The sequence below is a fragment of the Vibrio sp. SG41-7 genome, from assembly GCF_014164465.1.
GTDB lineage: Bacteria > Pseudomonadota > Gammaproteobacteria > Enterobacterales > Vibrionaceae > Vibrio > Vibrio splendidus.
The window spans coordinates 51838-64474 of sequence record NZ_JACJFF010000014.1 but is presented as its reverse complement, the minus strand read 5'-3'; the positions used below and the strand labels follow the sequence as shown (position 1 = coordinate 64474).

Here is a 12637-nt window from a genome sequence, read left to right as displayed (position 1 = left end):
CTATGGAATTATTAAATATTGAAGTTTGGAAGCAGATGTTAGCAGACTTTGGAGTTAGCTCTCAGGTGGTTATCTATTCGATGATTTTGCTTACAACAGTCTTGTTAACACTCACGCTTGGATTTCTATTTTTAGGAGCTCGTTCTCCTTTGGACAAGAAATTGAGACAGATATCAGAAGACGGGGCACCGACTGGCAGAAAACCATACGACTTCTCCAATACGTTAGAATCATTAAGCCCTTTTATAAGTAAAGGTAATAAAAAAGATAATGAAACTTACTCGGAAAAGCTGATGCATGCCGGGTTCCATGAGAAGAGTGCGTTATCGGTTTTCTATGCGCTGAAGGTTTTATCTAGCTTAATCGGTATTGTCGCGGGCTTTATGGTTTATTACATAGCGTTGGGCGGAGATTATAATAATTTACTCATCATGACCTGTGTTTTTCTTGGTACATTCACACCTAATATTATTCTCAGTAAGCTACAAAAAGAGCGGCAGAAAAAAATCAGAAACGGCGTCCCTGATGCGCTTGATCTTCTTGTGGTATGTACTGAATCAGGGCTTGGCTTTAATGCGGCTCTTGGACGTGTTGCATCAGAGCTTTATATATCTCAGCCTGAACTTGCGGATGAACTAGAGACTGTGTTTGCTAAAATTCAAGCGGGCGTCACTATGCCTGATGCGCTTAGACAGCTTATCGAACGAACCGGTTTAGTCGAATTGGAAGGCTTGGTTTCTTTGCTTTCTCATGCATCGAGAATGGGCGGAAGTTTAGCGCAAACGCTTCGTGACTATACCGAAGATTTTAGAGATAAGCGTCAGCAAGCCGCAGAAGAGATCGCGGCGAAAATACCGACTAAAATGTTATTCCCTATGCTGATATTTATTTGGCCTTGTTTTTTCATTGTTGCACTCGGCCCAGGGTTACTGATCGTAATGGACGCATTAAGTGCTCCGGGAGCAAGTTTATGATGTTATACAATAAATTTCTACTAGTACTACTATTGCCAATTTTTCTACTTGGTTGTGCTTCTTCTGATGAACCAACTAACCAATTTGATGCGGAACTGTATTCAGGTAAACCAATCGATACCTTGACTAGCGATGATCCACCGCTTAATGAAAAAGAAGCAATTATGCGCGGTGACATTGCTTTGCGTGACAATAATATCGACTTGGCGTTGTATGAATATATACGCTCTTTGTCTTTTCCTGAGAAAGAATTTCACGATAAAACCCTGTTCACTATTGGGCAAATACATTCGTCTCGTGGTAATTATGCGTTGGCCGAGAGAGCTTACCTTGCTGCGCTAGATTTTAACCCTGCCCACACAGAAGTGTTGGAGCAGTTAGGTGTTCTATACACCAAACAACGTCGTACAGATGAAGGACGTAGTTATTTCTTTAAAGCGATTAATTCAGACCAAGTTCGTTTAAAAAGCAGTGAAACTATCCAAAACTACCAAGCATTGAACCAAAGTGAAGTGGCGAGTTTGAAGGTCGATAGCATGTCTCCAGAATTGGCTTATATGGGGATTGGTGTACTGGAAGATGTTGAAGGTAAGCATCAAATTGCACAAGAGTACTTTAAAAAGTCGCTGACGATAGATAAAAGTTCAGTCAAAGCTTTATTGAATATGGGTTACTCTCATTACATGTACGGTAACTACAAGGAAGCCTATCAATACACGCGTTCAGCTTTGGAATTAGAGCCGAATAATGAAAAAGCTCAGAATAACTTAGCGCTTATTTATTTAGCCTCTGGGGATATAAAAAAAGCAACCAACGTATTTATGAGGCATATGGAAGCGCCGGAAGCTTTGAATAATGTCGGCTATTTCTTAATACTACAAGGAAAACCCAATGAGGCAGTTCCTTACCTACAGCAAGCTATCGATAAGAAATCATCTTACTACAAAGTAGCGAATGAAAATTTAAATAGAGCGTTAGCAGAAGTGAGAGAGATGGAGCAATAGTCGTTTAAATCTTGGCTCAGTGAAAAGGATATTCATGTCGCCTAAAAGTGAGAGTTTTAATAAAGATATCATTGTTATCTCTGTCATCTGGCTAGTTTGTGCCACAGTGATCTTTATTTACAAGTGGGAGAGTGTTTCAGCTCTTAACCTGAATGACAATGACGACTATATGCGTTTCGTTCAATTTCAGGATTGGATGGCAACTGGTCATTGGTACCTAGAACCAATGAATAATTTTAATGCCGCTGATGGCATTGTTATTCATTGGTCTCGTTTTCCTGATCTCGTTCTGTCGCTTGTTGCCTTTCCACTATTGTTTATCGTTGATGATAACCTTGCTTATACAATATCCATCTCTCTTGTCCCCCTGCTTTACTTGCTGCTTTTTTCACTGTCTTGCTTTTACTTAGCTGACCACCTCTTTGGTGCCAAGTATCGCTTTATTAGCATGATGTTTGCGATTTCTTCGCCTTCAATTATCCATTTTTTACCCGGTTCTATTGATCATCATAATATTCAGCTTATCTTCGCTGTCTTGTTTTTAGCCTCGACGCCGTTAAATCACAACCAATTGTGCCAATCATGGCGTGTTTATGCTCAAGCAATCTTGTTGTCTTTATCTTTGTGGACAGGGTTAGACAATGTATTGTTATTTATGATTTTCTTCGCGATTTACACCGTGTATTACGGTCTTGTTCGCCATGAGTGGTTTGGTTATATCTCTAAGCTGTATGCGAGTTCTGCTCTGTTTGGGGTTTGTGCGGTTTTATTAAACCGGCCTTACGATGAGTTTTTTGTTTTTAAGTACGACGAAATATCATTTGCTCTCATCATCCTGTTCTTCTGTGGTTGGCTTTTCGTTAATGTTTATCATCGATTAATGAGTGAAGATAAAAGCCAGCTGCAAAAGGTTTTTCTGTTCGTATTTCTTGCTGTTTTATTTTTAATCCCAGTGGCAGTGCTTTATCCATCACTCAGCAGTGCGTTGTTAATTGATTACCCTCCTATACTTAAAGTGTATTGGTTAGACCAAGTGACAGAAGCGAAATCGGTCGTTAGATATGTCGCAAGTCATGGTTTTTTCTCGATAGAGAATTACGCTTTGCTCGTGATTCCTGCCACTTTGTATCCATTTTTTAAGCGTAAAAACCACCACTGCACAATTTTGTATCTCATCTTTATGTTCAATTTAGCCCTTGCGATCTTTTGGCAGATTAGAGTCATGAGATTGTGTTTTGTACTAGCAGCTCCCCTGCAAGCATATGTGATTCTTCAGTCAGCAGATTACATCCGTTCCTCCATCATAAAAGCGACCGTTATTATTTCTGGAGCACCACTAGCGGTCGCCTTTGTCATTCTTGCGTTGTCGCCAACCGAAGAAATTACAACTGCTCTTGATCAAAAGGAGCAATCGCTGAAGATCCATAAGGTGCTACAAGATAACGATATCAATTCGCACACCATACTCTCAGGGATCGAAACGGGGGCTCCAGTGTTGGCAAAGACGGATAATCGAATTATTGCTGCTCCTTACCATCGAAATATTGTTGGTAACCAGTTTCTGATTGAGGTGATGTTGGAAGAAGATCTTGTGTTGGCTGAACGAAAGATCATAGGTAAAAACGTCGATGTTATTGTTGTTGGTAACGATCCTCACTTGTTAATTTTAAAAAAATCAGCTGGAGAGGGAGCGCTTATTAATAAACTCTATAGTTCAGATACGCCTGATTGGTTGGAGGTCATACACGATGAGATTGAAAGTGGTTACCGGGTCTTTAGGGTAAGGGGAAGTTCATGAATAGTATGAAAATTGCAATATTACTCCCATGCTATAACGAAGCCGGAGCCATTGGTGAAACGGTTACCTCTTTTCAACAAGCCTTACCGGGTGCATCCATTTATGTTTACGACAACAATTCGACCGACAACACGGTCAATGAGGCGTTACAAGCTGGAGCGATTGTGCGACATGAACCTCGCCAAGGTAAAGGGGAAGTCGTGAGGCGGATGTTCTCTGATGTTGAGGCTGATGTTTATGTGATGGCTGATGGCGATGACACTTACGATGCGTCAGTGTGCCCGGTGTTGATCGAGCAATTAAATAATGAAAAGCTCGATATGATTATTGGAAGTCGCGAGCGCTCTTCTGGTGCATATCCTAAAGGACATATCCTTGGCAACAAGATGTTTTCATCACTGATTAACTTAGCATTCAATGCACAATTGAATGATGTATTTTCTGGCTATCGAATTATGAGCCATCGATTTGTCAAAACCGCACCTATCTTCAGCGATGGGTTCCAAATAGAAACAGAGCTCACCGTGCATGCGTTACACCATAATATGTCAATCAAAGAAGTCTCAACTCAGTACCAATCTAGGCCGGAAGGAACCACTAGCAAATTGAATACATTGAGTGATGGCTTCAAGATCCTAAATTTTATCTTGTTCTTACTGAGAGATGTAAAACCGATGTTTTTCTTTGGCGTGCTCTCGATATTGTTGGGCCTTATTTCATTGAGCTTAGGCATTCCCGTTATTGTTGATTTCGTTGACACAGGGTTAGTCGAAAGGTTACCTACAGCTGTATTGTCTAGCTCAATAGCTTTGATCGCTGTGATGTCTTTTTTCTGTGGTTTGATACTCGATAACGTATCACGAGGTAGGCGAGAGATGAGAATACTCTCTATTTTAAGATTTAAGGACGATAAATAATTAGACTGAGGTTTTGGCCAAGAGATCTGCACTTGAGTGTTGGATTTGCTAAGTGGAGTTGTCATTGTACAGTTGCTGCTGAGATGACGATTTTTGATTAAAGTAAGAAGTAAGCGACTAGCTCCCCTACCTCTTACTCTCAATTATTACTTAGGCTGCCAGGCCGGTAATTGCACCAAATAACATGAATACCCCAACTAAACCCACAATCGGCATCTTCACGGTTTTCAATAACCACACGCCAACAATGATCAGAGCGAAATCTAAGCCGCTACTCACTGCACTTGTGAAGATCGGTTGATACAGAGCCGCAAGTAATAAACCTACAACAGCCGCATTCACACCTGTAAGCGCACCAGCCACCAAAGGCTTACTCGCAATTGCCTGCCAGTTCTTCAGTACACCCAGTAGCAATAAGAAGCCCGGTAAGAACACGGCAATTGTTGCGAGCAGTGCACCTGTAATCGGTGCCGATGGCATTAATACATAACCGAGGTAAGTCGCTAATGTAAACATCGGGCCAGGAACCGCTTGCGCAGCAGCATAGCCTGTTAGGAAGGCATCTTGAGACAGTTGGTCGCCAATACCATTCTGCAGCAAAGGAAGTACTACGTGGCCGCCACCGAATACTAAGCTGCCTGCTTGGTAGAACAAACCAAACACTTCGATGCCTTGAGAATATGCACTAAACAGTGGTAAACCAACCAATAGTGCTACAAAAATGACAAGCGGCGTTATGGATATCTTATGTGTCGAAGGCGTTGTTTTTAAGTCTTGCGAGGTTAAGAACTTGCTGCCAATGATTGCTGCAAATAGAAGTACTAAGACTTGAGGCCAGATTCCTGGAATCAAAAGTAGAACAATCGCGGTGATCACACACAGTGCTGTTGCTATCTTTGATTGGCAAAAGTTTTTGTACATGCCGAAAGTGGCGTCAGCTACAACCACGACCGCGAGTAGCTTAAGTCCGTGGATGATTGAAATGAAAAGCGGTGCTTCCAACAACTGGTTGCTCACTAAGGCCAATATCAACATTAGGATGACAGAAGGGGAGGTGAAGCCGACAAATGCGGCAATCGCACCGGTTAAGCCACCTTTTTTATAACCAACTGCGAAGCCAACCTGACTTGATCCTGGACCCGGCAGAAATTGACTGAGGGCGACAATTTGCCCGTACTCTTCGTCGGATAACCAATTCAGTTTCTCAACAAAGGTTTTACGGAAGTAGCCAATATGTGCCGCTGGTCCACCAAAGCTAATCCAGCCAAGCCAGAAAAAGGTTTTAAAAATTGAAAGCATGATCGATTCCAGATAAATGTTTAGCGTAATTTAGGTGGAGTTGAACTATGATTCAAATTAATTGTTTTAATTATAACTATGAATAATATGGGATTGTTTTGTGGCTGATTTTAACTGGAAAGGAATTGACCTTAACTTATTGATTGCACTGCAAGCTCTGTATAAAACAAACAGTGTGAGTAAGGCGGCAGAACGTTGTTATGTCAGCCAATCAGCGATGAGTCATAGCTTACAAAGACTGAGAAAGCTGTTTGATGACCCTTTGTTTGAGCGTGTCGGTAGTAAGATGGAAGCGACCGACCGAGCGATTGAATTATCAAGTACCGTCGATGCCTTACTCAATACCATTCAGTCAGAAGTACTGTTGTCTAAATCGTTTGATGTAGCAACCTATAAAGGTACTTGGAAGATCGGACTTACCGATTATGCAGAGCAGATGTTCGCTCCAATGTTGTTTGATCTTATTAAGCAATCTTCGCCTTATTCTCAAGTGACGTTATTCAATGTCAATCGAAGCAACTATCAACAAGTGTTTGAAGACGCTAAGCTCGATATCGCGATCGGTAGTTTTGGTGAGGTACCAAAGCCTTATCGAACAAAGCATTTGTATACAGAGCAACATGTGTGTTTGTTCGATCAGTCGGTTTTATCTATTGAACAACCAATGTCTTTAGATCAGTTTGTGTCTGTAGAACATGCATTGGTTTCTCCTGCGGGGGCTCTAAAAACAGGTGTTGATATTCGATTGGCTGAGCTAGGTTTCAGTCGAAAAGTCGCTATATCTTCAAGTAACTTCTTGACAGTAAAACGATTAATTCGTGGTCGAGAGTTGTTGTGTATTGTTCCTCGGCTCGTGGCGCGTAATGATATTGATACCGAAGATACTTTACTGGCGGTGAAACCACCTATCGATGTTCCGGATTTTGATATACAGCTTGTCTATCGCAAGGCAAAGCATCTAGATGATAAAAATAAATTACTTAGAAAGTTGATTGCTAAAGCTATTTCATCTGTGATTAGTGAGTAAATTTATGAACTGCGATTTGACGTTAAGTTTGTCCAAATTATCCCTAAAAAAATCCGGTTAATTACCAGAACGTGACTATACTTAATTTACGACTCAAAGCAGTCGTAAAGAATAGGCTTTTTGATTTACCTAAGTAAAAAAATTGGTTATATCCTCATGATATAGCTTAAAAAACTACCAGGCTAAACGGACTTAGTTGGTCTTAAAGCGCTAGCTCCCCCTAGCGCTTTTTCTTTTATGTCGATTCTGGCAAAAGGGTCTGAATCCTTTTTAGCAGTTGCTCGATCTCTTGTTTTTCATAGTGAGCCGTCACCTTCGGTTGGCTGCTTTCTCTTGGGAGTAATGCTGTTTCGATATGGTGCTGCAGTAAAGCATCTTGTGAGTTAGCGTTGAGCTTCTCTGCAAGTACCACAGCTTGTCGACCAATCGTGGTGAAGTCTTGTTTGATGGTGGTCAGTGGTGGATTAAAAAACGCACTGTCCTCGATGCCATCAAAGCCGACGACAGCAACCTTATCAGGGACAGGTATCTGCAGTTCTTGCAGTGCACGTAAAGCCCCCAATGCCATCTGATCACTTGCCACTAACACGGCATCAAATACGGCTTGTTTAGCGACAGCTTCTCGAACGCCAAGATAACCACTTTCTGCTTGCCAGTTTCCTTGATATTGATACTGCACCTTACTCTCTGCATCTGATAACGCGGCTAACCAACTTTGATGTCGAATCTTTGAGGCGCTGGATTCGTTCGGGCCAGTGATCAACAGGAAGTCCGTTCGTCCGCTCTCAAGTAGATGTTGAGCCGCCAGTTTTGCTCCTTTCGCATGATCACCGCAAACATAGTTCACTTGGCTGTTAGAAGGGACATCAATGAAGATTAGGTTGAGGTGCTGATATTGTTCCACTAACAATTCTGCATCGGCACTCTTTAAAGGCACATTCAGAATAATGCTGTCGACCTGTTGAGCCATCAGTTCACGAATTGCCTCACGGGTGTTCGCGAGATTAGGCTCGGAAACAACAGAGAAAGCGACGCCATAACTCATATCATGAGCCTGCATTCGCACGCCATTGGCGATCATTGCTGCGCCATGCAGTGCCATATCGAGCGTGACTAAGCCAACGCTGGTGGACTTGGCTCGACTGAGCATTTGCGCACCTTTATTGGGTACATAACCCAGTTGCTTTATGGCAGCGTTAACCTTGTTGCGGGTGGACTCCGCGACGTCTTGTGAGCCATTGGTTACTCGAGATACTGTCTGGGTAGATACCCCTGCCAGTTTTGCTACGTCTTTGAAGGTGATACTCATCGCTCTGCTCATCGAATATTTTAGAGTGAAATAAGCCTACCGAAATTTACCAAACTAAACTCTGCTCACTCTCAAATAAATGTCTTTTAAAACATTAAAAATGTTTCCGGAAACAGTCGATCTTGTGCAAATTTTTCGAATATTAAAGCCAATTTACATCACGATTTTGTGGGTTTTGGATACTAATCTGGCGTGATGGGTTCACTATTATTTCTATATTATGTTTACGAAAACAATAGAGATTAGTAATGAACGAATTTATTCACTTAAAGAGTAAAAACCATAGTTTGATCATTAAATCAGGGCGTGTTCCAGAGGTTTTGCATTGGGGGGCAAAGATCGCAAGTATTGATGAAGATCTTCTGCTTTCGACAGAAAGACCGATTTCTCAAGCTCGACTTGATGTGGATGTGCCACTTTCTCTTTGCCCTGAGTTAGGCAGTGGACACTTTAACGCTCCAGGCATTGAAGGTCACAGAGAAGGGCGTGATTGGGCTCCTGTCTTTAAGACCGTTCGTTACGATGCTCAAGATCAAGAGGCGTGTTTTTTCCTTGAAGACAAGGTTGCTCAACTGAACCTTAAGGTAGAGATTAAGCTGGATTTCGAATCTGACGTCGTCCAAAAGCGTGTAACCGTCACCAATAACGGTAGCAATAAATACTACCTGAATAAGCTTTCTTCCACATTGCCGTTGCCGAATCATGCCAACGAACTCATGACGTTCCATGGCCGTTGGTGTCATGAATTTCAAACGCAACGCCAGCGTTTTGAACACGGCGGCTTCATGCAAGAGAACCGTCGCGGTCGTACTTCACATGAAAACTTCCCTGGCATGTTTGCAGGCACTCAAGGGTTCTCAGAGCAGAGCGGTTTGGTGTGGGGATTTCATTTGGGTTGGAGCGGTAACCACCAAATGCGCGCGGATGTTCGTAGTGATGGCCGCCGCTTTGTTCAAGCGGGAGAGTTATTGCTAGCGGGTGAATCGATTCTAGAACCAGAGGCTACTTATCAGACACCTTGGCTCTATGGCTGTTACAGCAATTCTGGCTTGAACGGTATTGCTCAGCGTTTTCAGCAATTTGTTCGCGACAATATTATTCAATTTCCAACTGATAAACCTCGTCCCGTTCACTTGAATACATGGGAAGGGATCTATTTTGATCACAAGCCTGACTACATCATGAAGATGGCAACGGAAGCGGGCGTGATGGGCGTTGAACGTTTCATTATTGATGATGGTTGGTTTGTGGGGCGTGATGGTGAACGCACGGCACTGGGCGACTGGTATTTGGATGAAGTGAAATACCCAAATGGCTTAGAACCTGTGATTGAACATGTTAATCAACAGGGTATGGAGTTTGGCCTTTGGGTTGAACCTGAGATGGTAAGCCAAGATTCTAATCTTTACCGAAATCATCCTGATTGGGTGCTTGGTTTACAAGGGTATCATCAACCATCTGGCCGTTGGCAGTATGTGTTAGACCTACAAAATGAAGCGTGTTTTAACTATTTGTATGAACGCCTCAATGCGCTGCTGACTCGGTACAACATCACTTACCTTAAATGGGATATGAACCGAGAGTTGGTTCAACCTGGGCATCAAGGTAAGGCTGCGGTGCATGGCCAAACGAAAGCGCTATACCGCCTTGTTGATGAGTTGAATCGAGCGCACCCAGAAGTCGAGATTGAATCTTGTTCTTCGGGTGGTGGTCGTATCGATTTTGAAATTCTAAAACGAACGCATCGTTTCTGGGCATCAGATTGTAATGATGCCTTAGAGCGCCAAGCCATTCAGAAAGGCATGAGTTACTTCTTCCCACCAGAAGTGATGGGGGCGCACATTGGCCCAGCAGAATGCCACTCAACCAACCGTCGTCACGGCATCAATATGCGTGGTGTAACCGCACTCATGGGGCACATGGGTGTTGAGCTTGACCCTGTTAAAGAGTCACCGGAAGAGAAACAAGCATTCTCACATTACATTTCACTGCATAAGCAGTTTCGTCATGTTTTGCATTCTGGTCGTAGTTTCCGAATGGATCCTTCGGACAAAAATCAGAATATTTATGGCGTTGAAAATGACGATGAAATGCTGATCACCGTGTGCCAATTAGCGATGCCTGAATATGCTCTGCCTTCGCCACTTCGTATTAGCTGTGTGGAAGACAACGCGATGTATCAAGTGAAGTTAGTGGACATGCCAAAAACCAGTTTCCAATTGATGAAACAGCGCCCCCAATGGCTCGACAAAACGTTGACCCTGAGTGGCGATAACCTCAAGGAAATTGGATTGACCTTACCGATTCTAGACCCAGAGTCAGCCTTGATTGTTCATCTGAAAAAGATATGAAGCGCTAACTCTGAGTACCCCTACAAATAAAATTCTAAATATAAAAATATAATCGGCAGCGAGGAATTGCTGCCGCAATAACTAAACTTAAGGAAAACAAAATGTCTATTACAGTTCTGCTGTCATTCTTGTTATTTACTGGTTTTGTTGTCGCGTTTACCTACAACAAAGTTAAAAATGACAAGAACACCTCACAAGACGGTTTCTTTCTCGGCGGAAGAAGCTTAACCGGTGGTTTGATTGCCAGCTCCCTAATTTTAACCAATTTAAGCGCGACTAGCTTTGTTGGCATGAGTGCACAAGCTTATACCCACAACATGAGTGTCATGGGTTGGGAAGTGGCGTCTGGTGTCACTTTAGTCATCATCGCTCTGATGCTGGTACCGCGTTACCTGAAGCAAGGGATAACGACGATTCCAGACTTCTTAGAGAGCCGTTACGACATGTCAGTGAAGAAGTTTGTGACGTTACTTTTCTTGTGCCAGTACGTCATCAATATCTTGCCAACCACACTTTATGCCGGTGCCGTTGTTTTGGGAGAGATCTTTGATGTTCAAGCTCTGCTAAATATTTCAGAGTTTAGTTCAATAGCCCTTATTTCGGCGACGATTGGTCTACTTGGCTTCTTTTACGCGATTTATGGCGGCCTAAAAGCGGTTGTGATTGCGGATACTATAAATGGCGTAGGCCTGATTGTTGGCGGCATGATGATCCCCGTGTTTGGTTTGATGGTGTTGGGCGAGGGCAGCTTTGGTGCTGGCTTGGATATTCTGCTTTATGCAGCGCCAGAGAAACTGCAATCGGTTGGTACAGAGACTGATCCACTGCCGTTCTCAACCTTGTTTACAGGTCTTCTACTTGTGAACCTTTACTACTGGGGTACGGATCAATCAATCATCCAGCGTGCGTTGGGTGCTAAGAACTTAAAAGAAGGTCAGAAAGGGGTGATTCTTGCTGGTGCGATTAAGGTTATCTCTCCACTGTTCCTAATTATTCCAGGCATCATCGCATTCCACATGTTTGGTGCAGATGCCGGTAATCCAGACACTATGTACACGCGCTTGGTTAACGAAGTTTTGCCTAAGCCGTTGGTTGGCTTCTTTGTCGCAGTTATGTTTGGTGCCATCCTAAGTACATTTAATGGTGTGCTTAACAGTTCGACCACTCTATTTGCATTGAATGTCTACAAACCTTTGTTTGGCCAAGGCAAAACGGATGAAGAGCTGGTGGGTAAAGGCCGTATCTTTGGCGTTGTGATCGCGATTATCTCGGTATGTATCGCACCATTCATCATGTACGCACCAGAAGGTCTGTTCCAATACCTACAAATGGTAGCGGGCTTCTTCAGTGTGCCAATCTTTACTATCGTGTTTGTGGGTTACATCTCTAAACGTGTGCCAGCTTTAGCGGCTAAAGTGGCCTTGGTGGTATTTGTAAGTTCATACGCTGCGATGCAGTTAGTGTTCAAAACACCTATTCACTTCTTACACCAATTGGCGATTCTGTTTGTTGTATGTACAGCGCTGATGTTCATCATTGGCTACTTTATGCCACGTGAAGATGATTACGTGATGCCTGTTAATGAACATATCGATGTCACACCTTGGAAATTCCGTTTCGAAGCTTCGGCTATCATTCTCTACATGGTATTAGGTGCTTACGTGATGTTCTCTGATGTTGGTTTTGTCTCGGATGATCCAACCATCATGCAGGTGTACGGTGTGTGTGGCATTGTAATGTTAGTCGGTATTTTTGGCCGATTAGCAAAGCGTAAGAAGGGCATTGAAGCTACGGTTTAATTACTTAAATTGGCTTTTAACTATCTGATATTATTTAATAGTTTATGGATTTTGAGTAAAAGGTTCGCCATAGGCTAATTACTATAAAGTGAATAAAAAAGCCGCGCTATGAACTGACCCCCAATAGTTGGACACCAATTATTGGGGGTCTTTTTATAT

Annotated in this window: 9 protein-coding genes; 7 read left to right on the top strand and 2 right to left on the bottom strand. The window is 42.7% G+C overall.

Features of this window, described 5'->3' with window-relative positions; genetic code table 11:
* The first annotated feature begins 2 nt into the window (after nucleotides 1–2).
* From H5300_RS05900 to H5300_RS05885, 4 genes are read left to right on the top strand one after another with little or no spacing between them, the layout of a single operon-like run.
* On the top strand, nucleotides 3–974 hold the full coding sequence (locus tag H5300_RS05900; protein ID WP_182795628.1) for a type II secretion system F family protein: 972 nt from the start codon (nucleotides 3–5) through the stop codon (nucleotides 972–974).
* Nucleotides 971–1978, top strand: coding sequence for a tetratricopeptide repeat protein (locus H5300_RS05895; RefSeq protein ID WP_405055133.1), 1008 nt, complete (start codon nucleotides 971–973; stop codon nucleotides 1976–1978). Before H5300_RS05900 ends, H5300_RS05895 begins: the two co-directional genes overlap by 4 nt.
* A gap of 34 nt (nucleotides 1979–2012) precedes the next feature.
* Entirely contained in the window at nucleotides 2013–3776 is a 1764-nt protein-coding gene (locus tag H5300_RS05890; protein WP_182795627.1) for a hypothetical protein, read from the top strand.
* Nucleotides 3773–4693, top strand: a complete 921-nt coding sequence (locus H5300_RS05885) for a glycosyltransferase family 2 protein (RefSeq protein ID WP_182795626.1) — start codon at nucleotides 3773–3775, stop codon at nucleotides 4691–4693. Before H5300_RS05890 ends, H5300_RS05885 begins: the two co-directional genes overlap by 4 nt.
* 150 nt (nucleotides 4694–4843) lie before the next feature.
* On the opposite strand, the gene chrA is transcribed toward H5300_RS05885, so the two are convergent.
* On the bottom strand, nucleotides 4844–5992 hold the full coding sequence (gene chrA / locus H5300_RS05880) for a chromate efflux transporter (RefSeq protein ID WP_108100221.1): 1149 nt from the start codon (nucleotides 5990–5992) through the stop codon (nucleotides 4844–4846).
* Nucleotides 5993–6092: 100 nt separating this feature from the next.
* Between chrA and H5300_RS05875 the strand changes: the two genes are divergently transcribed.
* Complete coding sequence (locus H5300_RS05875; RefSeq protein ID WP_016784936.1) at nucleotides 6093–7019, top strand: LysR family transcriptional regulator; 927 nt, start codon at nucleotides 6093–6095, stop codon at nucleotides 7017–7019.
* A 235-nt stretch (nucleotides 7020–7254) separates the two neighbouring features.
* Here H5300_RS05875 and H5300_RS05870 read toward each other — a convergent pair whose 3' ends face one another.
* Nucleotides 7255–8328: a LacI family DNA-binding transcriptional regulator gene (locus H5300_RS05870; RefSeq protein ID WP_108100222.1), complete on the bottom strand. Its 1074-nt coding sequence runs from the start codon at nucleotides 8326–8328 to the stop codon at nucleotides 7255–7257.
* Nucleotides 8329–8576: 248 nt separating this feature from the next.
* Between H5300_RS05870 and H5300_RS05865 the strand changes: the two genes are divergently transcribed.
* Together H5300_RS05865 and H5300_RS05860 are read left to right on the top strand one after the other, a co-directional pair.
* Nucleotides 8577–10679 (top strand): alpha-galactosidase, encoded by a 2103-nt coding sequence (locus H5300_RS05865; protein ID WP_182795625.1) that lies wholly within the window; start codon nucleotides 8577–8579, stop codon nucleotides 10677–10679.
* A gap of 101 nt (nucleotides 10680–10780) precedes the next feature.
* Nucleotides 10781–12478, top strand: a complete 1698-nt coding sequence (locus H5300_RS05860) for a solute:sodium symporter family transporter (protein WP_054542908.1) — start codon at nucleotides 10781–10783, stop codon at nucleotides 12476–12478.
* Nucleotides 12479–12637: the final 159 nt, after the last annotated feature.